Annotated in this window: 25 protein-coding genes; 6 read left to right on the plus strand and 19 right to left on the minus strand. The window is 64.0% G+C overall.

Annotated elements, in window-relative coordinates:
- Positions 1-3 precede the first annotated feature (3 nt).
- The 3 genes from ACAM52_RS08685 to ACAM52_RS08695 form a co-directional block, all read right to left on the minus strand.
- Positions 4-1,287: an acyl-CoA dehydrogenase gene (locus tag ACAM52_RS08685; RefSeq protein ID WP_369646726.1), complete on the minus strand. Its 1,284-nt coding sequence runs from the start codon at positions 1,285-1,287 to the stop codon at positions 4-6.
- A 134-nt stretch (positions 1,288-1,421) separates the two neighbouring features.
- On the minus strand, positions 1,422-3,455 hold the full coding sequence (locus tag ACAM52_RS08690) for a YadA family autotransporter adhesin (protein WP_369646727.1): 2,034 nt from the start codon (positions 3,453-3,455) through the stop codon (positions 1,422-1,424).
- 104 nt (positions 3,456-3,559) lie between these two features.
- Positions 3,560-3,961: a hypothetical protein gene (locus ACAM52_RS08695; RefSeq protein ID WP_307693089.1), complete on the minus strand. Its 402-nt coding sequence runs from the start codon at positions 3,959-3,961 to the stop codon at positions 3,560-3,562.
- Between the two features lie 193 nt (positions 3,962-4,154).
- On the opposite strand from ACAM52_RS08695, the gene ACAM52_RS08700 reads away from it, so the two are divergent.
- Together ACAM52_RS08700 and ACAM52_RS08705 are read left to right on the plus strand one after the other, a co-directional pair.
- Positions 4,155-4,646, plus strand: a complete 492-nt coding sequence (locus tag ACAM52_RS08700; RefSeq protein WP_307693088.1) for a hypothetical protein — start codon at positions 4,155-4,157, stop codon at positions 4,644-4,646.
- A gap of 78 nt (positions 4,647-4,724) precedes the next feature.
- The gene (locus ACAM52_RS08705; protein WP_307693087.1) at positions 4,725-5,264 is read left to right on the plus strand and encodes a hypothetical protein; all 540 of its coding nucleotides are present in this window, start codon (positions 4,725-4,727) and stop codon (positions 5,262-5,264) included.
- A gap of 53 nt (positions 5,265-5,317) precedes the next feature.
- Here the strand turns inward: ACAM52_RS08705 and ACAM52_RS08710 are convergent, their stop codons facing one another.
- The gene (locus ACAM52_RS08710; RefSeq protein ID WP_369646728.1) at positions 5,318-6,919 is read right to left on the minus strand and encodes a hypothetical protein; all 1,602 of its coding nucleotides are present in this window, start codon (positions 6,917-6,919) and stop codon (positions 5,318-5,320) included.
- Between the two features lie 183 nt (positions 6,920-7,102).
- On the opposite strand from ACAM52_RS08710, the gene ACAM52_RS08715 reads away from it, so the two are divergent.
- On the plus strand, positions 7,103-7,450 hold the full coding sequence (locus ACAM52_RS08715; RefSeq protein WP_369646729.1) for a hypothetical protein: 348 nt from the start codon (positions 7,103-7,105) through the stop codon (positions 7,448-7,450).
- A 23-nt stretch (positions 7,451-7,473) separates the two neighbouring features.
- Here the strand turns inward: ACAM52_RS08715 and ACAM52_RS08720 are convergent, their stop codons facing one another.
- A complete protein-coding gene (locus ACAM52_RS08720; RefSeq protein WP_307693084.1) occupies positions 7,474-7,761 on the minus strand; it encodes a hypothetical protein in 288 nt (95 codons plus the stop codon).
- Between the two features lie 588 nt (positions 7,762-8,349).
- Here ACAM52_RS08720 and ACAM52_RS08725 point away from each other — a divergent pair.
- Complete coding sequence (locus ACAM52_RS08725) at positions 8,350-9,420, plus strand: hypothetical protein (protein WP_369646730.1); 1,071 nt, start codon at positions 8,350-8,352, stop codon at positions 9,418-9,420.
- 81 nt (positions 9,421-9,501) lie between these two features.
- On the opposite strand, the gene ACAM52_RS08730 is transcribed toward ACAM52_RS08725, so the two are convergent.
- The 6 genes from ACAM52_RS08730 to ACAM52_RS08755 all read right to left on the minus strand — a co-directional run bounded on the left by ACAM52_RS08730 (position 9,502) and on the right by ACAM52_RS08755 (position 15,377).
- Complete coding sequence (locus ACAM52_RS08730; protein WP_369646731.1) at positions 9,502-10,302, minus strand: TIGR02391 family protein; 801 nt, start codon at positions 10,300-10,302, stop codon at positions 9,502-9,504.
- Between the two features lie 55 nt (positions 10,303-10,357).
- Positions 10,358-12,664, minus strand: coding sequence for a S8 family anti-phage peptidase IteS (iteS, locus tag ACAM52_RS08735; protein ID WP_369646732.1), 2,307 nt, complete (start codon positions 12,662-12,664; stop codon positions 10,358-10,360).
- A gap of 129 nt (positions 12,665-12,793) precedes the next feature.
- Positions 12,794-13,792: an anti-phage ATPase IteA gene (iteA, locus tag ACAM52_RS08740; RefSeq protein WP_369646733.1), complete on the minus strand. Its 999-nt coding sequence runs from the start codon at positions 13,790-13,792 to the stop codon at positions 12,794-12,796.
- A 318-nt stretch (positions 13,793-14,110) separates the two neighbouring features.
- Complete coding sequence (locus tag ACAM52_RS08745; protein ID WP_369646734.1) at positions 14,111-14,509, minus strand: helix-turn-helix transcriptional regulator; 399 nt, start codon at positions 14,507-14,509, stop codon at positions 14,111-14,113.
- Positions 14,506-14,697 carry a hypothetical protein gene (locus tag ACAM52_RS08750; protein ID WP_369646735.1) on the minus strand — a complete coding sequence of 64 codons (192 nt, stop codon included), beginning with the start codon at positions 14,695-14,697 and terminating at the stop codon, positions 14,506-14,508. Before ACAM52_RS08750 ends, ACAM52_RS08745 begins: the two co-directional genes overlap by 4 nt.
- The gene (locus ACAM52_RS08755) at positions 14,694-15,377 is read right to left on the minus strand and encodes a zinc-finger-containing protein (RefSeq protein ID WP_369646736.1); all 684 of its coding nucleotides are present in this window, start codon (positions 15,375-15,377) and stop codon (positions 14,694-14,696) included. Before ACAM52_RS08755 ends, ACAM52_RS08750 begins: the two co-directional genes overlap by 4 nt.
- Positions 15,378-15,603: 226 nt before the next feature.
- On the opposite strand from ACAM52_RS08755, the gene ACAM52_RS08760 reads away from it, so the two are divergent.
- Positions 15,604-16,386: a hypothetical protein gene (locus ACAM52_RS08760; protein ID WP_369646737.1), complete on the plus strand. Its 783-nt coding sequence runs from the start codon at positions 15,604-15,606 to the stop codon at positions 16,384-16,386.
- A 100-nt stretch (positions 16,387-16,486) separates the two neighbouring features.
- Here the strand turns inward: ACAM52_RS08760 and ACAM52_RS08765 are convergent, their stop codons facing one another.
- From ACAM52_RS08765 to ACAM52_RS08795, 7 genes are all read right to left on the minus strand, one after another.
- The gene (locus ACAM52_RS08765; protein ID WP_369646738.1) at positions 16,487-16,774 is read right to left on the minus strand and encodes a KTSC domain-containing protein; all 288 of its coding nucleotides are present in this window, start codon (positions 16,772-16,774) and stop codon (positions 16,487-16,489) included.
- Between the two features lie 22 nt (positions 16,775-16,796).
- Positions 16,797-17,942, minus strand: coding sequence for a hypothetical protein (locus tag ACAM52_RS08770; RefSeq protein WP_369646739.1), 1,146 nt, complete (start codon positions 17,940-17,942; stop codon positions 16,797-16,799).
- A gap of 8 nt (positions 17,943-17,950) precedes the next feature.
- Positions 17,951-18,862 (minus strand): lambda exonuclease family protein, encoded by a 912-nt coding sequence (locus tag ACAM52_RS08775; RefSeq protein ID WP_369646740.1) that lies wholly within the window; start codon positions 18,860-18,862, stop codon positions 17,951-17,953.
- Positions 18,859-19,671 (minus strand): ERF family protein, encoded by an 813-nt coding sequence (locus ACAM52_RS08780; RefSeq protein WP_369646741.1) that lies wholly within the window; start codon positions 19,669-19,671, stop codon positions 18,859-18,861. Before ACAM52_RS08780 ends, ACAM52_RS08775 begins: the two co-directional genes overlap by 4 nt.
- Entirely contained in the window at positions 19,668-19,907 is a 240-nt protein-coding gene (locus ACAM52_RS08785) for a hypothetical protein (protein ID WP_369646742.1), read from the minus strand. The genes ACAM52_RS08780 and ACAM52_RS08785 overlap by 4 nt, the downstream gene beginning before the upstream one ends.
- Positions 19,904-20,158, minus strand: coding sequence for a hypothetical protein (locus ACAM52_RS08790; protein ID WP_369646743.1), 255 nt, complete (start codon positions 20,156-20,158; stop codon positions 19,904-19,906). Before ACAM52_RS08790 ends, ACAM52_RS08785 begins: the two co-directional genes overlap by 4 nt.
- A gap of 106 nt (positions 20,159-20,264) precedes the next feature.
- On the minus strand, positions 20,265-20,465 hold the full coding sequence (locus tag ACAM52_RS08795; protein WP_369646744.1) for a hypothetical protein: 201 nt from the start codon (positions 20,463-20,465) through the stop codon (positions 20,265-20,267).
- Between the two features lie 254 nt (positions 20,466-20,719).
- Between ACAM52_RS08795 and ACAM52_RS08800 the strand changes: the two genes are divergently transcribed.
- Positions 20,720-21,019, plus strand: coding sequence for a hypothetical protein (locus ACAM52_RS08800; RefSeq protein ID WP_369646745.1), 300 nt, complete (start codon positions 20,720-20,722; stop codon positions 21,017-21,019).
- A 108-nt stretch (positions 21,020-21,127) separates the two neighbouring features.
- Here the strand turns inward: ACAM52_RS08800 and ACAM52_RS08805 are convergent, their stop codons facing one another.
- Entirely contained in the window at positions 21,128-21,892 is a 765-nt protein-coding gene (locus ACAM52_RS08805) for a S24 family peptidase (protein ID WP_369646746.1), read from the minus strand.
- Between the last annotated feature and the right edge of the window lie 59 nt (positions 21,893-21,951).

The following is a 21,951-nucleotide window of genomic DNA, read 5'->3' on the forward strand; positions in this document are numbered from 1 at the left end:
GTCTCAGCTCGCGATGGCGCCGACCGCCCAGTAGAAGGTCGGCCGTGCACCGTTGAGCAGGTGGTCGCCCACCACGCGCCCCTTGTAGATCGTCGGGTTGTGCGACGCCAGCGTGCGCGCATTGCGCCAGTGCCGGTCGAGCCGCCGGTCTTCCTGCAGCGCCGAGGCGCCGCCGATGTCGAACAGCCGCGTGCCCGCCTGCAGCACCGCATCGACGATGCCGGCCTGCGCCTTGGCGGTGTTCAGCTCCACCTCGAACAGCAACTGCTCGGGCACGGCCTCGCCGCGTTGCAGGTGGCGATCGACCTCGCCCAGGCCGCGCGCCACCGCCTGCACGGTCGACGCGGCCACGAAGGCCGTGCTCGCGAGCTGGCCGATCACCTGCTGCACCAGCGGGTCTTCGCGCGGCGTGGCGCCGCTGCCGTGGCTGTAGACGCGCTTGCGCGGCTGCACGAAGGCCACGGCGTCGCGCACGATGGCGCGTGCGATGCCCGCCAGCGTCGCCAGGTGCGTGAGCTGGAAATGCGCGGTGAGCGGCGTGGGCTGGTCGCGCACGTACAGCAGCACGTGCTCGGGCTTCACGCGCACCTGGCGAAAGCGCGTCGTGCCCGAGGCACTCAGGCGCTGGCCGAAGCCACGCCAGTCGTCGATACGCTCGACGCCCGCCGCTTCCGCCGGCACGAGCGCGATCACGCGGTCGCTGCTGCCGTCGTCGTTCAGGCGCTGGGCCGCGACCGAGATCCAGTCGGCGTAGAGCGTGCCGGTGCTGTAGAACTTGTCGCCGTCCAGGCGCCACGTGTCGGCGCTCTGCGCGTCGCGCGTGAGCGTGGTCTGCAGCGCGCCGAGCGCGCCTTCGCCGAGCTCGGTGGTGGCGTTGCCGAAGATCACGCCGTCGGCCGCCAGGCGCATCCAGGGGCCGTGCAGCGCGGGGTCGATCTCGGCGAACAGGCGTTCGATGAAGCCGAAGTGCGCGCGAAGGATCTGCGGCAGGTTGGAGTCGGCCTCGCCGAGTTCGATCAGCAGGTCGTACAGCTGCTCGACCGACGCACCGAGGCCGCCGTGCGCGAGCGGCACGCGCAGTGCGCCGAAGCGGGCGGCCTTGAGCCAGGCCACCGGCGCGTAGGCCAGTTCGCGGCCGTTCTCGCGCTGCGCCGCGTGCTCGGCGATGCGCGCGAAGACGGGGCGGAAGCGCTCGGCGAGTTGCTGGGAAGAGGGTGCGAGCGTGGAAGGGCGGGCGGGGGCCGTGGGCGCGGCAGGGCGCGTCGGCGTGTCGTGGATGGATGCCATGGAGAGCCGGGCGGCCCCGAGGGCGCGCCGGAAAAAGAGCGATACAGGCGTGGGACTGTGCCCGCGCCATGCCGTCGCTGGGAAATACGCTTTTCGTGTTTTCTTATGCGCGGCGGGCGAGCGGCGCCATCGCGTCAGAACTCGCCCTTCAGCCCCACGCGCACGCCCACCGATCCGCTCGAACCGCTGACCCCGGCGGAGAGCGCCAGCGGCATGTCCGTCGCAAGGCGGTGCACGACGCTGGCACCCATCGCGGAGTGGCCCTTGTAGTTCGCCAGCTGCGCGGCCCAGCTGGTCTTGCCCGGTGCGGACGGCATCGGCGCATCGCCCATCGCCATCGCCGCGGCCACGCCCTTGGCCGCGAAGCTGCGCGCCTCGGACACCGCGGCCGCCGTCAGCTGCTGGGCCTGCTGCAGGTTGACCGCGTCGGTGGGCAGCACGCCGGGCGCCACGTTGGCGATGCTGCGTGTCTGGCCGGTGGCGGCGTTGCCCACCGACACCGAGTTGTCGCGCGTGGCCACCGAACCCTGGCCGAGGGCGACCGAGTTCGATCCCGCGGCCAGCGTGTTGGCGCCCAGCGCCACCGCGTTGTTGCCGGTGGCGACGGCGTCGTTGCCCACGGCGGTCGTCGGATCGGCCAGCGCCTTCGCGCCCGCGCCGATCGCCACCGAGCCCGCGTAGCGCGCCTGCGCCCCGTTGCCCATCGCCGTGGTGTTGTCTCCCTGGGCCGTGGCGTTGGTGCCGAGCGCGGTGGCGCCCGTGCCCGTGGCCTGCGCGCCGGTGCCGCAGGTCACGTTGCCGCCGCTGAAGCTGCACAGGCCGTTGGACAGCGCCTGGTTCATGACGCCCTGCAAGGCGGCGATCTGCTGCATCGTGAAGGTGTTGGCGGTGGTCAGCGCGCCTTGCTGCACCTGCTGCAGCTGGCCGACGTTGGCGGCGTCGGTGGCGGCGACGCCCGCGCGCACGTTGCTCAGCGTGGTGCCGGCGCCGCCGTTGGCGTTCAGCGCGACCTGGGCACCGCCCGTGCCGTACTGCACGGAGTTGTTCGCCACGCCCAGCGCCGTGTTGGCCGTGCCTTGCGCGGCGACGGCGGTGGCCTTGGCATCCGTGGCGCTGGCCTGCGCACCTTGCGCCGCGCCGAGGGCCGCGTTGGCGGTGCCCTGGGCTGTGGCTGCGGCCGTGGTCGCGGTGTTGGCCGTGCCCTGGGCGGCCGCCGCCGCGGCCTGCGCGGTTTGCGCGGTGCCCAGGGCGGTGTTGGCGGTGCCTTGCGACGCGCTCGCGGCGTCCCTCGCGAGGACGGCCGTGCCATTGGCCGCGGAGGCCGCGGCCTGTGCGGTGTCCGCGGCCTGCCGCACGGTGTACAGCTGGCCGCCGTTGACGGCATCGGTGCTGGTGGCGTTCACCGCGCCGGCGCTGACGTTGACCAGGCCGCGCGTCTGTCCCGCGCTGCCGAAAGACACGGTGTTGGCCGATGTGGCGACCGAGTTCGCGCCGATGGCCACACCGCCGTTCGCGCCGTTTGCGACCCGGCTGCCCGAGCCGATCGCCACGCTGCCAGTGGCCTGCGCTGCCGCACCCGAGGCTGTGTCGCTCGCGCCGCCGATGGCCGTGCTGCCGTTGCCGGAGGCCTGGGCGCCCTGTTGGGTGCCCAAGGCGCTGCCGATGGCGACGGCGGCGTCGCCCGATGCCCGTGCGCCGCTGCCGCCCGGCTGGCCGCCAAAGCCGCAGCAACCGTTACCGCCGGTGCCTCCCGCGCCGAGCGCGATCGCCCCGCTGGCCGATGCCTGGGCGCCACGTCCTCCGGTGCCGCCTGTGCCGCCTGCGTCGCCCTGTCCACCGGTGCCTCCGCCTCCGATGGCCGTCGTGCCGCTTGCGGTGGTGCTGGCGCCGGACCCTCCCGTGCCGCCGGCTCCGCCGGACGCTCCCACACCGCCATCGCCGCCCGCACCCAGCGCTGTGGCACCGTCGCCAGAGGCCGAGGCGGCACTTCCGCCGACACCGCCGGATGCACCCGAATCCCACGCGCCCGCATTGCCCACGTTGCCGTGGACCAGGCCGGCCGCATGGACACTGCCGGCAACCAGCAAGGCCACGGCAGTCAGATGCCGAAAGGCGCGGGCGCGCGGCGGTTGTCCATGGACACCGTGGATGTGGACGTGGATCGGCATGGACTCTTCCCCTGTGAAAGCAAACAAGACAAACGCGTCGAAGTGTGTCTTTTTGCCCTCGAGGGAGCCATCACCGAAAACTGGTACGCGCCCTCGCCAGGGTGCTAGATCGCCTTGACCTCGAAGTAGGCTTCATCCGTGTCGCCCAGGTCGCGAAAGCCCGCCGTGCGCGCAGCGTCGTAGGCCTTGACCCAGCGCGCGGCCAGCGCGATCTCGAGCTTGGTGAGGTCGGTGTCGCTCGACTCGCTGGCGTTCTGGAAGGCGCGCATGGCTGGCAGCACGTCGGCGCCCAGCTGCTTTTCGAGTTCGCGCCGGAAGCGTTGCTCGGCGACCCTGACCGCGTCGGCCGACGAGTGGGGGTAGTCGATCAGCTTCGCGGAAAAGGCGTCACGCGGCTCGTCTTCGGTGTCTTCGAGCGCGGCCGCAGCGGCGGCGGGCTCATGGAAGTTGAAGAGGGGCGAGGGCGGCGTCGCCGGCCGGGGGAAGAAGAGTTCAGCTTGGGTCATGGTTCACCCACGCGTTGGACTGCGATGCGTTCTTCGGCATGTGGATTCCTTGAGAATACTGTTTAAATGTACAGTATTGAATCCATAATTCAAATGACAGATGGCGCGCATCTGGCGCGTGGAGCCCTCTGCTTTAATGGCGCCTTGCCGGGGGAGGGCCCGGGCTTGTGTCACTGAGGAAGGCGACGTGCAGATGGATTGGATGACCGTCCTGGGGACCGTCGGAGTGATCGTTCTTCAAGGGCTGTCGTTCTGGTTCCTCTACTGGCTCTGGAAGAAGCTCCGTACGCCCAAGGCGCCCCGGGCGGGCGCTGCGCCCCTTGCAATCAAGGGCGGGGTAGTGCCCGTCGTGGCCACCTTCACCGGCCTGCGCGGACTGCCGTGGGTGGCGCTGGCGACCAACAGCCTGAACCCTGTCTTGCGCATCGAAGGCGAGCAGCTGGTGTATCGCGTGCTGCGCCAGCGCGAGCGGCCTTTCGCGGACATCCGCCAGGTCGATGTGCGCGAGGCCTATGGCACCTTCAACCTGATCTTCGAGTTCCACGACGCGCGGCGGACCTTCGTGGCCAATGTGGGCACTGCGGCGCGCGGGGCGCAGGCGTTGGCGCTGCTGCCCGAGAGCGTGCCGCTCTCCGCTCGTGCGCGGGAGGCGTTGCGTCCAGCGGGCGCCAAGGCCGGCGTGTGACGGGTTCGCGCGGTGCATCGGCGCGGCCGGCGTCGATGCACCTGTGCACTGCGAGGCATCGCTACTACCATCGCGTCCATGCGCCTTACCTTCCTCGCCAGCCTTCTCCTGATCGCCAGCGGCATGGCCCAGGCCCAGCAGGTCTATCGATGCGGCAACCAGTACAGCGGTGAGCCCTGCGGCGGCAGCGGCGGCCGCGTGGTCGACGTGTCGCCGCCGGTGCGCAATCTCGAGGCGGCCGGTGCGTCCCAGGTGTTTCTCTGCGTCAGCAACAGCGGTGGGCGTTTCTGGTCGCCGAATCACTGCCGCGAGCGGGGCGCGCTGGTCGAGCGCATCGAGCCGGTCCCGGCAGGATTGCCGTGGGAGCAGCAGGTGGAGATGGCCGACCGGCAAACCCGGCAGGGCTATGCGGTCCAGCAACAGGCCGCACAGCAACGCGGCGCGACGTCGCCGGGTGTGACGGGGGCCAGTGGCGACACGTCGCGTTGTGCGCACTTCAACGAGCGGGTGGCGTACTACGACCGTTTGGCGCGGCAGCCGCAGAGTGGCGCGACGCAATCCTGGATCGCCGAGCAACGCAAGGAGGCCCGGGATCAGCAGTTCAGGGCACGGTGCTGAGGCCCGCGAAAAGCGGCTGCGCGTGAGGCCGTGAGGCCTGCACTCGCAGGGCCTCAACGGCCGGGCCCGAAATGATTCTGCGCAACGCACCGACGCCCGCCGGATTGCACGGCATTGCAGGCGTTCTCGGCGGCAGCGTACTGCTGCTGGCGCGTCTGGCGTTCCGCGGCGATCTGGGCGGGTGTCACGCCGGGCTCGGTGGGGCAGTTGGCGGCGATCATGTCCAGCACCGTTTTCGTCATGAACATCACCGTTTCCTGGCTGGCGGTGATCGAGGCATTGGGAGCGACCTTCGTCGCGATGACCGACTGCTTCATGGCTTCGCAGGTCTGGCTGGAAAGGCGCGTTCCGGCAGAGCGGCTGGCCGCGTTGGCCGTGCCCGCTGGCGACGAACCGCCACCCGCGTTCGTGCTGCCACCCGACTCACCCGTCATCTGCCGCGCTGTCGTGGCCGCCAGCGGATGGTCGGGGAAGCGGCTCATCAAGGTGCGCTGCACCTCGCGCGCGCGGGCGTGGTCGCCCTGGGCGTTCAGTTCGTCGGCGCGGGCGAAGAGCTGGCCGGGGTTCATCGTCTGCAGGCTGGTTCGGAATTGCTGTTCGGCCTGGGCGGCCTGCTCGCGTTTGCGCTGCTGTTCGGCTTCGGCCGCGAGCCGGTTCTTTTCTGCTTCGGCGCGTGCGGCGGCCTCGCGGTCGCGCGGCAGGTTGACGTCGATCCGGTTGCCCTCGGTGTCGATGCGCGCGCCTACCGACAGCACGCCCTTTTCGTAGCGGCCTTCCTCGGACAGCGACCCGTCGGCGCGGTACTCGCGGCCCTGGGCGGGCTTGCCGTCCACGCGCAGGCCTTCGAAGCGGGAGCCGTCGGCGCGCGTGAAAGTGCCCTGCACGGCGCCTGTGTCGGTCCAGCGGCCGACCAGGGTGGCGCCGTTCTTGAAGCCGTACGCGCCCGCGCCGACACGCTTGCCGTTCACATACTCGCCCACGAACCGGTCGCCGGTGGGGTGCAGGACGTCGAATGCCCCCTGCTTCTCGCCTTGCCGGTACTGGCCGCGCTGGATCTCGCCGCTGGAAAAGATCGTCGTGCCGGCGCCTTCTTCCTGGCCATCCCGGGTCTGGCCGTAGTAGACCCAGGTGGTGCCGTTCTTGCCATTGCCGCTCAGGGTATCGCCGGTGCCCGCATCGCGCACGCGGTTGCCGATGTCCTGTGCACGGGGCTGGACGTCGGGCCGGGCGCCCAGCGCACGCTCGTTGCTGCGCTCCTCGCTGTTCAGCTCTGCCGTGAAGATGGCATCGGGTGTGACTTCCTTGCGATAGCCGAACAGCAGCGTGCGCGTGCCTTCGCCAATGGCAGCCTGCAGCCGCTCCAGGTAGCTCTTGGCGCGTGCGCAGGTCTTCTGCACGTTCAGCACGAAGCGGCAGCCGACATGCGCGGCGCAGAGATCGGCCTGGGTGACTGTGGCCTCGTCCTTGAGCTCGACGCAGTTGGCGATCTCGGGATTGACCTGAGCCCGAGCGTCCGCAGGAGCAGCCAGTACGCAGGCAGAGAGGACCAGCACCGACAGGAAGTGGATGGGGATCTGGATCGCGTGCAAGAGGCCATGCCGACCTCGGCGGTGGGGGGTGGCGTTAGGTTCTTGCGCGGTGGTCTTTATCGTCATGGCGTCATCCCCTCGATGTGAGACCAGCCGAATCTAGTCGCTCGATTTGCAAGCGAAATACCTCTTTTGTGGGAGTCCACGGAAACCAGTGGGCTGGGACTGCGCTGGCCAAGAAAAAGCCCGCACGACGGCGGGCAAGGGTGGTCCTGAGGAGAGAAAAATTGGGCCACTGAACTCAGCCTGGTGGCCGATCTTCTCGATCAGCGCACCGAGGCATATTGGCTATTGCATATTCCCCCGGTTGTATTGGTCAAGCCCACGCTGAAAAGCCGTTTTCCCGTTGTATGCCTGGTCATTCTCTCGAAAATATTGGGCAGCAGTCTGAAAGTCCTTGGCGCATTGCTTGTAATGGTTGGCCGCCATCGGTCGGCGATTCTTCTCAGCCTCATGAGCGGCAGTTTCACATTTTCTTTTGTTGTCCATGGATGTCGTCCAATTGCTGGCGAGTGCATGAGAGGAGACGAATGCCAGCAAGATGGCGAGAGAAAATCGAATCATGTGAACTCCTATAAAACCCTGTTTGGTCAATGATGAATGGCAAGCGTTATTTCGCCTCAGGGTTCCCGCCGGATACGATTTGAGCGCTCCCTGGCTTCTTGAACGGATCCCGCTCCCCGGGTGTTGAATCGAACAAGGCACGAGGCGTGTGCGTCTTGGGCGCGTTTGAGCCTGGTGGCTGCGCAGTACTCTCTGTCGTCCTGTGTTCGCTCGCGCTGGCATTGCGCGCGCGTTGTCATGACGGCGCTGTCGAAGTCCCCGCATGCGCGCTGCGCTTCATTGCCGCTCGCAAGGGCGGCGTAAAGAAAAAGGCCGAATGCCAATAGCGGGCTCTTGTAATTCATCGACGTCTCCTCGTGGTGGAAGACCCGAATCTATCCATGCCATTTTGCAAACCAAATACCGCATTTGTGGGAGTCAACGGATACCGGTAGCACGGCAGTGATCACCTTTCGGAGGATGACTGGGCAGTCTTGGGAGAGATCGGAGGGGCTGTACCGCGAGGGAGCGAGCAGGCGACGGGCGGGTTGAACCTACTGCCGCATCCGTGGGCAGCAAGCGCGTCGACTTGGCGGTAGCTCGCGCATGAGTGCTCTGTGCGTCGTCCTTCCGGCGGAGCAACGGCGCAAAAGTTGGAGAAACCCGTTGCGGTTGGGCCCGGAGGGGATTGAAGGATGAGCTGTAGGCCGCGCCAGCATTCGATTTCCTTCGTAGGCGTTCGAATTGTTCCCCCGTCTGTTCCCCCGGATTGAATGTACTGGTTTTCGATGCCATCAGTGCGAAAAGTGCGTAGTGAGGGGTCATCGAGCCCGAATTTGATCTGGCCGGGGGGAACCCAATTGCCCGTGGGCTACTGCAGCAAAGAGCGGCTGGCGCTCACGCTGCCAATCCTTGCTCGCTCAGCCAAGTCGTCATGTCGGCGGCGCGCCAGCGTGTGCATCGCGCTGAGAAAAGCCATTTCCGTCGCGCCCATGATGGATTGGACGGACGCTCCTGAAAAATCCAGTAAATTCAACGACTTAGCCCCCCATGGCACAGGTCGTGTGGCGCCAATGTGGCAATTGCCGCCTTTTCCCAATACGAAAGCATCAACCTTGGAGCCACCAACGATGCCCGAGAGCCTCCACCCTGAACAGGCCGCCATCCCCCATGACGTGCTTACATCGATGTTTCGCGAGGTGCAGGACGGTATGGCAGAGCACCTCAAATCTAGTTTTTCTGAGGTCTTTTTTCCCCAAGAAGGAGGCTCAGACCTACTCGAGAATGGAACGGGCTCGCTTGTCGAGGTTGATGGGGTGAAGCTACTGCTCAGCAACGAACACGTCGTCAAGAACGTGCGCCTTCAACATTCGTTCCCCAATTTCGATCGCTACGTGACGGGCGCCTATTTGAAGTACACGATGGGGGAGCCTTTCGATGTGGGCGTCAGTCGAATAGGAGACGACACTTGGGCCATGTATGGAGAAGGTGCATTTGCTATTCCGCTGAGCCGTTTTGCGCTGCGACATGAAACCCACCTTCACGAAATTCTTTGGACTGCAGGCTATCCCGGCGCGCGGGTAAAGCAACTTGCTGCGACTTACGCAGTCGCACAGGTTCTGTCGACACAAGAGCACATTTTCCGCGAGGATGAAGTCCCTCACGAACGGTTTGACCCCGCCTATCACTTCGGTGTTGGATACAGTCCGGAGAAAGCAATCCGTTTTGACGAGCATGACTCGAGTAGTCCTGGACTTTCACTTCCAAATGGCTTAAGCGGCAGCCTTGTATGGAACTCCCGTCGACTCGAGTGCTTTTATGCTCGTCGACCTTGGGAGCCAAGCATGGCGTTGGTAACTGGCATCATCTGGGGCTGGCCAAGCAGCGACTATCTGATCGCCACCAAGGTTGAACACTTCCGTGACTTCTTGAGTACCGCATCGAAGTTGCCAAGTACTAGGCAAGCCGCAGAGAACGGTCAGCCTTCGGACGGGGAGGCGAGGCTACCCGAGAGCGGCGGCTGATCGCCCTGCGCTCACAGTTGCAATTCCAAGCAGACCCCTTAGCGCAATTTTCATGACCTTCTAGCCTTGGGGCTGCACGGGTTACACCTTTCGCGCTCCATCCAGCTTGCGATGCACAAACGACACTAGCGCAAAGATATCCAGCGCATCTTGCTCAGGCATAGGCCAAGTGACTTTCGGTGCGTGTGCGGTTGGATTTCGTATGGAACCGAAGAGACCTAACAGCAAGTTGCTGATACCCTTTTGCTCACTAACTTCGGTATCGGTAATTAAGTTGTTCAACGCAACGATTGGCGACTTAGTCGATAAGGCCTGATTGACGAGTTCGGCTCCGTCAATAGTCAAGCCAGAAATCTGACGCAAACGCTCAGCCACGCTTTTGACCGCTTCGAGTACGGCGTGAAAGTAGTTTTCCGCGAGCAGCTCAGCTGTGCAATACGCGAAAATCTGCGGATGGGTGCCACGATCTTCAAGTATTGACTTGAGACGTCTGGCGCGTGCTACGGCCCCGGACAAAGTAGTCTCGCTAGCTGTTCGAATTACCTTGCCCTGATCGTTGACCCCGTAGCTAGCCAAGGACAACGCGACATTCAGTCCATCTTGCATATGTCGGAACTGCTGGGGCTTCTGAATGAACCGCGCCGGGGCCATTGCGCGATTGACGAACAGGATTACATGGTTGCCGAACTGATGCTTGTTTTGTTGGAGCACAAGCGCATTGAAGATGCGTTTCCACTTAGTTTCGTCGGCGCTTGGATCCTCGATTCCCATGTCCGTTAGAACGTAGCCTATCTCTTGCCCGGTGAGGCCCTCATTAGTGTCGCCTAACACTCGGCAGACCGCCTGAAGAACGGAGGCCTCAAAACAAGGAAGGCGGTTCATGGCACAGAGCTCACGCTAGATACCAGGTAGGCGAGCACGCCATCACGTATTTTCATCATGTCATTGTCTGAATTGGTACGCGCACCGGCATGTCCTGATGCACCCAGTTCGTCGTTGCTAGTGCACGCAGGCCTTGAGCGTGAATGTTCGTATCTCCGTCCAGTGAGCGGAGCGTGCAGAGGATGTAGACGGTTAAGCCTTCGGCCAACGGCGGTTCGAACTCACGAAGGAACATTCGCGCTTGGAGAGCCCAGGTATCGCCGCCGATGCCGTTGGCAAATACTTTGCGATGGACTTTTACCGGCGCCCACTTTCCGCCGTGCTCCACCTGCGCAGTCTCGTAGCCGTTCGTGCCGTCCTCGCCTTTGAGCGGCACCTTGCTGTGTATGTTGTCCCCTTCCAAGGTGCCAAAGCTCAGCTCCACGTTGGCCCGTACATATTCCGCTCCGGCATTGCCATCAAGTGGTGGAGCATAGACCGCCGTAATGATGACTTCACCGCGCAACTTTCCATCGCGCAATAGGCCTTCCGGGATTGGGTACGGTGCCTTCCGCCACCGTACCGACGGCACAAGTCGCGATTCAAAGATTAGAGTGAAGCTGTCGTCTCGGTCGTAAAGAGCAGCTAGTACATCCGTGGGCAAGCCCGCTCCGTAGTAGCGCCGTTCCAGGGGCGTGTACGGCGGTGATGACAACTGGGCCGAGTGGACCATGAGGGCCTTGACGAGAGCTGGCTTGGGCGTCAAGGCCGTGCCACCTGCAATCGCATCCCATGCGTGTGCCGCAATGCTCGATGCGATAGGAGCCGCGAAACTCGTGCCGAAGCCGCGTGCACGAGCGTTGTTGGCCGTCAGGACTGCAACACTTGAAGCGCCGGAATTCCACGGCGCATGCACGCCACCTCCCAAATGAACAATGTCGGGCTTTGGCGTGAAAACCGGGCCAGGGCCTCGGCGGCTGTATGCGGCCGGTTCTCCAACGTTGTTTAGGGTGTCAGGCGCACCAATGTGGCAGACGGACCCCACAGTCAGCGCGCGCACGGATTCTCCGGGCGATGAGACTTGGTCCCGCAAATCGGCAAGTGCGGGCCAGGTCCGGCGTGGCTCGGCCAAATAGTTACCGGCCGCCACAACAAATAGCACGTCATACTGATCGCTCAGTTGATCGAGAGCCTGGGCAAACTCACTGAACGTTTGCTCGTCACAAGCGTTGGAGGTTCCTAGCGACAAGTTCCAGATATGGACGTCCGGCCGGCTCCGGATAGCGTCTTCAAGTCGCAGCACGAGGTCTCCGACAAAGCCGCCGCTCGCAGACTCTAGGCCACAGACGTCATAAACCATTGCCCCTAGCGGGGGCAAATTTTCATGGGCGTCGTTCATGCCATGCGCGCCTGCCACCAGAGAGGCGACGTTGGTGCCGTGCTGGTGATCGGTATCAGGCGGTAGCACATAGGTTTTGGTCCCAGCGATCCACGGGCGCAGGGATGCTGCAGTCGCCGCAGTGCCCGTATCAAAGACTGCAACCGTCGGCAGACCGGCCCTCGGCGCGACGAGGTGCGGGGCCACAGTACTAGTTTGCGTTCCTGCCCAGGGTAGGGTTGCCGTCGGCAGTAGCTTTGGTTCGGGCATTAAACGCCGCAAGCCGGGAAAGCTGAGCAGTTCTTCGAACTTGTCGTCGCTAACGTCGCTAACGTCCAGAAGGCTCGCAAAGAACCAGCCGTGCCGGCCTTGCCGGAAAAAGCGGTGCTTTAGACCCAAGTGGTTGAATAGACCCCGCACCGCTTGGAAAAGGGTGGCGTTAGCGGCGTCATTTCCGTATCTGAAGAACCGCAGCAGCGCGCGACCTTGCGCCGTGACTGCCTGCGTCCCTTCTGGATTTCGCTGGGCACGGCTCCAGGGCTCGATGCTCTCAATCGCGCTCAGGTTAGCTCTGATCGCCTTGATGTCGCGGTCGAGTATCACGCTGCGTAGCGCGGTGATGCTGCCGCTGTGGGCGCCAACCAGCATCTCTTCAACTCGCTCGTGACCGGCTGGCACTAAGCCGGATTCCGCCACAATCTTGACGGGACGATGGGACTTGGCAATGGCCTCGTGACGCAGGCGGATAACGAGTGGCGCCAACAAAAGCGGATGCGCTCGCATCTCCGGCGCAATCTGTTCCGTGGCGGCATCGAGGGACATAGCCAGTGCCTGACGATACGCAGTATCGACAGCGACGAACTCCTTTTTGGGGCCGCCGCCCGGCTCCATGCCCTGTAAATCCCGTCTCTCGAACGCAATCTGCTGGAACGGGTTGGCTGGGCTGGGGCTTGATGCCGGCCTGTGCGAATCAGTTTGGCTTCTGGTTGTCCTCTTCGTGGCCATCTGAGACTCCCTCATGAGTTATGTTGGTAACGTGACGGGTCGAAACTCCGTAAAGCTTGGCAAGCACGCGTAGCGAGAATATCTTGCGATCCCAACGACGCAACCACGCCATCTCAGCATCTCGCGTGCTCAATGGCACCGCTCGATCAGGGCGAGCATCAATCCAAGGCGTCGGAACACTTCGTGTTCGTCGACCTCCGAGTGGCCTGCGATTACAGCGGCCCGCTTCGAATCCAAACAGATTTGTTCAATAACCGCTCCTGTTACACCCTCGGACCGCGCGACCAGTCCATCGAGATCTAAAGTGGCTGGCGCATAGCTCGCTAAGAACTGCTTCCATAGAGCCCTGCGGACGCCGTGGTCTGGTAGCGGCATGGGTACCCTGAAACTAAAGCGGCGCCAAACTGCGGGGTCCAGCAATTGGTCGTGATTGGTGGCGGCTAGCAAGATGGTGCTGTCGGGCAGGGCATCGATGTTTTGCAACAGCGCGATAACCACTCTTTGCAGTTCGCCGACATCTCGCTCATTGCCGCGGGCGCCCGCTAAAGCGTCGAACTCATCGAGCAAAAGCACGCAGGGGTGTTGTTCCGCGTAGTCGAATACGCGCCGCAAGTTCCGGCTGGTTTGACCAAGCAGGCTGCTCACCAGCGTATCGCAACGCACAGTTAATAGCTGCAGGCCAAGCTGAGCGGCCACCCATCGTGCCAGTTGAGTCTTGCCCGTGCCTGGCAGTCCGTACAGCAGAAGTCGGTTCGGCAGCGCAGCGTTAGCGGCCACCAAAGCATCGTGATGTCGCACGCTTGAAAGAAATTCTTGAATCCGCGACTCAATGGCACTGGGGAGCTCAAGGCAGATATCGTGCGATGCGGGCTGGCTTACATCGACCGTGTGCAGCCGGCTTTCCCCGTCGACGGGAAGATTGTTCAGGCTGATCCCGCGTTCGCCGTCTTGTACAGAAACTAGGGCACCCGGCGCCCGAGCTAGACGTTCCCTTACTTGGCGGGCTTGCTGACGATTGCCGGATTGCTCCAATTTGTCGGCCAGCAAGCCTGCGTAATTCGCGGCCATGCTTGCGTTGGCGCGCAAGGCGCCGTCAAGTATCTTCAGAACTTCCGACAAATGATCCACGGCGAGACGTCTTTTTGAGGTTGTGTCGCAGTTTAGACGCGAATCGATACGGAAATTTGAGAATCTGTTTTGGAATTTAGGAGATTTGTATCACGTGGGGCCGCCGAAGTCGATGAGGAAGCGGGCCTTCTGTGTGGACGAAAGTCTGCGTATCGGTAAGGGGCGCCTGCTAGGGAAGCGTCAGTAGCTAGGCGCTGCAGTGAGCGCCGGGGCGGCGTTCCGAAGGGTCGAAGTTGCTCCAGCTCTTTACGCGCCGCCTGTTGGCGGCTGTCGATCGTGCTGGCGGATTAGGTGAGGTTCCGCCGAAGCACGTGGCGCCTACGCTGCAGCTCCTTGTTCGCGCAACCAGGTCGTCACGTCGCCGGCGCGCCAGCGAGTGCATCGCGCACCGTTTTTGATCGGCTGCGGGAAGTTGGCTGTGGCCATCTTCCGGCGGATCGTCGACTCGCCGAGGCCGGTGAGATGTTCGACGACGTCGATGCGCAAGAGTGCGTCGGGTATGAGAGCCGCCTGCAGGGCCTGGGCGGGTGGTCGACGGGGCCTTTGCGTCGGAACCGAGGGTGAACGTTCACCGGGTTCATTCAGCTCGGTGGCGGCTTGAATCTTTGCCCACAATCCAGCAGGCACATTCACGGTGATCCACTTTCCGGCGCCTGCGCGTCGTTGACTCGGGGCGCTGTGGCCGCATTGCAGCAGTTCGCGGAGAAGCGCTGTCATGCGGACACCGCGATTTCTTCGAAGCGCATCGCGGCGGATTCGAGCGGTGCCTTGATGCGGCGGATCAAGTGGGCGTTGTCGCCCTTGAACTTGTCGACGACGGGCGCCGCATCCGTCTCGAGCGCGGCCGCGCCGCGCGGCGCCCACGGCAGGGCTTTGGACTCGCTGGTTTCAATCGAATTGGTCATGCTGCCTTTTCCTCCTGGTGTTCGGCGATCCATCGCTGCACCGCGCGTGCGGCGGCGACATATGCATCGCTTGGGGTCTTCGTGATCTCTTGGCCGGGCCGGTACGCGCGCCAGATGTCGTCGCGCAGCGTCTTCGGCAGGCTGAACCAGTGGGGGCTGCAGCCCCACATGGCTGGCGGCACGTCGCGCTCGCAGCCTGGCCAGTGGCAGGTGTGGCGGTGCTTCGGTGCCGGGCCGCGCGCCCGTATCGCCGCCTCGACGGCACGGCACTGCGCGACGCCGAACCACGCGATGTGGCATTCCTCGACGTTGGCGATGCCGAGTTCGGCGGCGAGCCAGCCGTAGGCGGCGGTGCGGGTCATCTGGGCCCGGTCACCCTCCCACAGCGGGTTGAAGGCTGCCTTAGCCGCCTTGCGAGCGGCGCGGATCTGGGGCGTGGCCAGTGTGCCGAGCGGAATGCCCGTGAAGGGGTGCAGCCCCACGTAGGAGTCGCAGCCGGTGCACATCAGCGCCCAGGGCCATTCCCCGTGCTCACGTCCATAGATGCAGCTGTTCGAGTCGATGAAGACCGGCGAGCCGCAGTTCGGGCAGCTCTCGGGCACGGGCAGCGGGTTCCTGACGCGCGCGGTGGCGCTGCGCGACGGGTTCCACGGGGTGATGGGGGCGCGCGCCGTCGTCATGACGGGTCTCCCGCGTCGACGCCGACACTCGGCGGGAATCCGGGGACAGCAGCGCCTTCCGACTTTGAACAAACCGACGCACAGCGTGCGGCCGTCGCACAGATCCTGATCGACCGTATCGAGGTGACGCCGCCTCGCTTGCAAGCGACGGCAACCGGGAATTTTTCACATAGCACATTCAATTTCATCTGATAGGATGAAAACATTTTTTAACAAGAGGAAGAGCGTGAAGATTTCAATTGGTTCGGCTACTAAGGGCACATTCATTTTTACCGCTGTGACAGTCCTTTCAGGGTGCGTTGCTTATCCTAATGTTGAAAAAATTAATGCTGATTTCAACGGCTATCTGAATTCGGAATACAGCATTTCGTACCCGTCTGCAGCTTTGCGAGCAAAATTGACGGAGGTTAATCTGAAGCCAAAGCCTGAAATTAAAGATTTTTCGATGAAAATGAATTTAAGTCAGGCTGGTATTGGGGAGCAAACCCCGAAGGTCAGTCCCTTTGATGTTCGATTCACGAATCTTGGCAATGGTTTTTATCGCGAGGTCCGTGAGCTTCGGAATAATGACTTTCTCACGGCGCGATTTGTGTATCTGACTTGGGCTGGGCTCTTGCAGTTGAGGAGCGACACAATCATCAGTGGGGACACTTTTCCGGTGCCGTACCAAGAAGTCAAGGATGTGGCGCAATTTAAGTTTGACCCGGCAAATATGAAGGTCGGGGATAAGTTGGTCTTCGAAACAAAGCTGGGCAATCGCCCCCAAGCTTTTAACTTCATAACTGAAAAGTCCGAATGCATTGCTGAAAAAATAGCACCTGCAGCCAGCTTGCAAAAGAATTTTTCTGGGAATGGTGTGTGGTTGGCGTGCACTACCAAAAACGACAGAGGCTTCGATTCCAAGAAAAAATCGGTCTACTTGATCGACTATGCTCTTGCAATTCCCCTCGAGTTCAAATCGCCTACAAGAACTCAAGAGTACGAAATTACCGGCTTTACGGCGCAATAAAGCCAAGTCAAGGTATCGCATCGTCGCGTTTTGTCGGTGGCGAAGCATCCCAACGCGCCGGGCGCGCCTTGTTTCTGGTGTGCGTTCGCTCATGGCCGAGTCAAGCGGCCTTGGGCGGTGCGAACTTCTTGAAGGGCCGCGTCTTGATGTGCTTGCCGAAGAACGTGCCTATGGATTCGGCCGCGAGGAAATCGGCGTGCACCTTGGCGTCAACGCCGGGGTACTGGTAGACGGTGCCGGGCCCGTGGGTGAAGGTCACGGCGAGGGTCTTGCTGCCGGCGTCGTAGCCGATAGAGGCCACCTGCTGGGACTTCACGGGCTTCATCGCGATGACGATGAGCTCGGCTTCGTCGTTGAGGGAGGCCGGTGCGGGGGAGGTCTTGGGCATGGTTGCTCCTGGTGATGGGGGGTCAGGCGACCAGGCGCAGCGCGTGCGCGGCCTTGGCTTCGGTGGCGCGGTGCGCGAGGGCGTCGCAGATCGTGGGGAACTGGTGCTCGTGATAGAGCGTGGCGGCGCGCTCGCGGCCGGCAGGCTCGACGCCAAGGCCCCGCAGCTGCTCGGCGGTAAGCGTGAAGCCCAAGCGCGCGGCGATGTCGCCGATGCGCAGCGTGGGGGCGCCGGCCGGCGCGGACTCGTTGGCGGCGACGGCGCCCGCGGCGAACTGGCGGGCGGGCTCGGAGGCGGGGGCGGGGGCGGGGTCCGTCGCATGCGTGATGCGACCACGCGAAAGTGCGGCAACTGCCCGCGGCGGGCTGGGCGGCTCGGCCGCCGCTGCCGCCTCGACGACTTCTTCCTGCGCTGCAGGTGCCGCAGCGGGCGTCAGCGCAGGTGCGGGTGCGGGGGCTGGCGCTGGCGCTGGCGCTGGGGCCGCCTGCTGGCGCCTCAGTTCTTCGAGCTGAGCTTGCAGCCGCTCGTTCTCGACGCGCAGCTCTTCTGCGGCGGCGCGCTCCCGGGCTTCGGCGATCATCTTTTCCAGCGCGCGGATGGTCGCGTCCTTCTGAGCAGCGGCGCGCACCGCGAAGTCTTCGAAGACGGCAGCGCTCACGTCGATCTCGCGCACGTAGGCCAAGCCGGCTTCGATTCGTTCGATGGACAGGCCCTCGGCCTTGGCCACGTAGCCTTCGATCCTGGCGATGGCGTCCAGGTGCCGCTGCGCGCGCTCGGCTTCCTTTCGGTCGCGCTCGGCCTTCTCGGCGGCGAGCTTGTTTTCATGCACCGTGATCTGCTCGTCGACGGCGGTTTCGATGGGCTTCACGATCTCGATCAATCGCGCGGCCTCCCCATCGACCACCTTCTTGCAGTCGTTGAGCTGCTCCTTGGTCCTGTCGCGCAGGCGTTGCAGCGCGAAGCGGCCCAATTCACGCAGCTCGAGGCGTGCGTCCTTGGCGGCCTTGAAACCCTTCGGCGTGCTCATGTCGAAGGCGACATCGCGGTACCGCTCCGCGAGGGTCTTGACCTCGGTTTCGAGCGGGGAGAAGAGCGCGAGCGCGGCCTGCGCAATGGTCTGCGGCTGGGCGGCAACTGCGTTCGGGGTGACGGTGGAAAGTTCGGACATAGGGCCTCTCAGAAGGGGTTGTCGATGACCGCATTGCCGGCGCGCGCGAGCGGCGCGGGGTCTGCGAAAAGGGCGGGCTGCGGGGCGGCCGCGGTGCTGGTGACGGCGGCCGGGGGCGATGCCGCTGCGACCTTGTCGGCGCCGGACATCTTTTTCGGCGTGCGCAGGATCTCGAGATAGCTTTCGACGAGACCGCTGAAGTCGATCAGGTCCGCTTCGAGGGCCTCGATGGCGTCCTCGTTGCGGTAGATGCGCTTCACGAACAGGTCTTTGCCGACGGGCTCCAGCCAGGGGCAGTACACGACCAGGTCGCACCACTTGCGGCCGGTGATCCACAGACCGCCGTTGATCTGGTCGAGATACTCGAGGTGCGCCGTCTCCGGGCTGGCCCAGACCTGGCCCAGCTTGTCGCAGGCCAGCGGGCACTTGATCTCGACCATGCCGTCGTCGTCGATCAGGCCGTCCGAGGAGTACCCGAAGCGCTCGTCATCGGTCAGGATCAGGCTGACCTCTTCGACCAGCGCGCCGGTGCGTGCCTCGTAGACCATGCGGGCCCGCGGCTCAAGGTCGCGGCCGCGGCGCATCGCGTAGGTGACGAACGTGTCGTCGAGCGGCTCGCGGCTGATCGTTTCGAACGCGACCAGCCAGGCGTACTTGATGGCGGCCGCGCCCGGCTCCGTGGTCGGCTCGCCGCGGAGCGCCTTGGCGATGGCGCCTGCGGTCGGCTTCAGCTTGTAGCCCGCCTTGGCGCGCGCGTCCGGCTCTTCCATGCCCAACTGCAGGGCGTCGACGTAGAGGCGCTGCTGGTCGCTGAGGCCGCCCACGCGCTCTCTCGCGTCGGAGAAGCGCGAGGCCGTGGGCACGCCGCAGCGCGCGCGCAGCCAGTCTTCGCTCCCCTGTGGGTAGTTCAGCAGGATCACGGACGCGCTCCTGCCTTCAGCCGTTGGCGATGGGCGATCACCGCGTCCTTGAACTCGGTGTAGAGATCGCGGCGCTGTGTCACCGCCAGCGCGCTCGATCCTTCCGCCCACAGCGCTGCGGCCTCGGCGTCCGTCTTGGTCCCGCGCAGGCGATGGAACAGCGAATCGGTGAGCCGGTCGGCCTCGGTCGCTTGCCTCACGTCGCTGGGGTCGGCGCCGGCGCCGTTGCCATCGTCGTCGCTCTCGCCGATGGCCACGTTGAAGATCAGCTTCAGCAAGTAGCGTTGGGAGTAGGTCATCGCCGAGCCTTGGGCGTGGGTCTTCGTCATGACGTCGCCGCCCTTGGCACCCTTGCCGTCGGCCGGCATGTCGCACTTGTAGGTGCGCATGTGCCCGGCCGCGTGCGACACGTAGCAGAGCACGCGGATGTGGTTCTCCTTCGGGCTGTCGTCGGTGTCGAAGCTGAGCGCGAAGCCGTTCTTTGTGTAGATGGGGCGCAGGGCGCGGTTGAGCTGCGCGTAGCTGGCGTAGGTGCTGCGCGTCTGCGGATTGACCGCGTCGGCCGAGATCGGGCCCATCGCGGCCTGGGCCTTCGTCATGGCCGCGTTGAACTTCTGTTCGTTGGCGCGCGCGTGCATGCGCTCGTGCATGGTCAGGAGGCGCTCCATCTTGTCGACATCGACGTTTGGGTCGTTGGCGGCGGCCGTGATGGCGTGCATCACCGTCGCAATCTCGTTGCGCGGCGCCAGGATCACGGGCGCCTTGGCTACGACAACCTCGGGCTCCGAGTGAGCGAGTGCGGCGCTCACTTCGCGATGCCCCACAGAGCGAACCAGGAATCGCGCGGGCCCTCGCCGTACATGGCGAGTAGCACGGCGGCCAGGATCAGCAGCAGGACCAACGTGCCGACAACCAGGTTGTCGCGGCCGGTGGACGGGAACCAGAGGCCGCCGATGGCCTCGTCGTTGGCGGCAGGCGGGAAGCCGGCGGGCGTGGTGGCGGCGCCGTGCTGCGGGCGCGGCGGGTGGACGAGGCGAACGCTCATTGGGCGAACCTTTCGATGACGAGGAGAACGATGACGAAGAGCCCAGCGAGCACGCTGGCGCGCATCACCAACTTTTCAGAGGGGTGCATCGGCGTGTCGGCATCCATCGGAACGAGGACGCCGGAGTTGGCGGCAGGGCCGAAGGCCTGCTCGAGCGTTCGTGGACACAGCGTGGCGCGTTCGTGCGTCGCATCGACGGTGCCGACGAACTGCCGCGATGCGGTCAGTGGGATATGGAAGAGGGCGCTCATGCTGCGCACCATCCGATCGCGCGCGCGGCGCGCGCCTCGGCGTAGCGGTGCCGCTGGGCGGTGATCTGGCGCTGCAGCTCCAGCCCGTGGGCGATCAGCGTGGCCATCATGCGAGCCTCGCCGAACGGTTGTGCGACAGCTCGAGGTTCAGCGCGGCCGAGGCCTGCATGCGCTCGAGCGCGCCGGTGTCCTTGGCGACCGCGTAGGCGAGGTCGAAGGCCAGCAATTGCTCTTCGATGAACTCGGGCCAGGGTACCGACTGGGCTGCCGGCTGGGGGTGGGCTGTGTGCCCGGGGTTGTTGTGCATCTGTGCTCCTCGCGGCTGCATCGGCCGGCGGAGCGAATATTAGGTGTGCCGAATTATTTGGTCAATAGGTGTGCCTAATATTTTGGGGCTCTAGTAGGGGGCGGCGCCTTTTGCCAATGGGCTTCGGCGAGGCCTTCGGTCCCGCAGCAGACTGATGGGGCCGAACACCTACCCTGAACGAGGGATGCAAGTCAGTCGGCTCCTTGCCAAACTCCGCGCGGGTTCTCAACCGTGTCAGTCAAAAGGAGACAATCGTGAAACTCTCTGCTGTAGCAATGACTGTGGTGCTTGCGACTACGTCCTCATCTGGTGTCTGGGCTCAGGCTGCTGGCGCTGGTGCTGAGTACAACAAGCGCGAGGCCGCCAAGATGCAGGAGGTTCGACGGCTGGAAAAATATGACAAGCCGTTGCGGGATGACCCAATAGGCAACGCGCTGACTGGCGGAGCCGCAACGGGCTTGGTGCGAGGGGCCGCTGCTGGCGCAGTAGGAACAGCGTCGCGCGCTGCCACCGGTACCGCTTCTTCCGAATACAAGCGACGCAACGAGAAGTAGAAGTGCGGCGCGCGCCGCGGAGGGCCATCAAAAGCCGAGCGGCGAGAGGCATCGAGGAGGGAGGACTCGGGGCTCTCGTCGCGATATGCCGGATAGATCCAGCTGCGATCAGTACTGTTCGCTTTTCCAGACGGTCAAGATCTTGCCGATGATCTGGAGGTGTGGATTTTTCGGGGAGAGGTCATAGGGCGGAAAGTCCTCGTTCTTCGAGATCACGCGCAGCACGAAGCCAGGCCCATTGAACTCAGGGACGCGCTGCAAAATCTTGATGTAGCCCTCGTCCCCCACGCGAAAAAAGTACACGCCTTCGTGGTCGACGCGGTTGACGCCTCGATCCATCAGCAGAGGGTCGCCAGGGTTGAACATGCCTCGCATCGATGGGCCGAAGCCGGTCACGATGCAGAGGTTCTGGATGCTCGTGTACGACCGCACATTGAGCTCCAGCCACTCGCGATCTACCCGCCAGCTCTTGATGATGCCTGGTGGCTCTGCTTCGAGCAGCAGCTTGCCGCGGCTGTCCATGCCGCCGCTCACATCGTATTGAACGATCACTACCTCGTTGTCGCCTACCTGCGGTGCGGCAGCGCTTGCTTGTGGTGGCGTGCCGGGCGGAGTGGGGACGACCGTCGCGGTGGCTGCGCTGTTGCGAGAAGCTGGCCACATTGGCCCTTGGCCATCGGACAACCAGAGCGTATTGCAGCCGTACAGCTCTGCCGCCTTTGCAGCAGTGGTGGCTTTCATGGCCTTCGTTTCGCCACTGAACCAGGCATTCACCGAAGGCGGCTTCGCTCCGGTCGCGCGTGCGAGATCGGCTTGGGAAATGTCGGGGCGCTCGCGGGCCAACAGGGCGAAGCGCTGCTTCAACGTCGTCATTAGGCAATCCTAATAAAGAAGTCATTAGGTGTGCCTTGCGAATAATCTTAGGCACACCT

Source organism: Variovorax sp. V118 (genome assembly GCF_041154445.1).
Lineage (GTDB): Bacteria > Pseudomonadota > Gammaproteobacteria > Burkholderiales > Burkholderiaceae_C > Variovorax > Variovorax boronicumulans.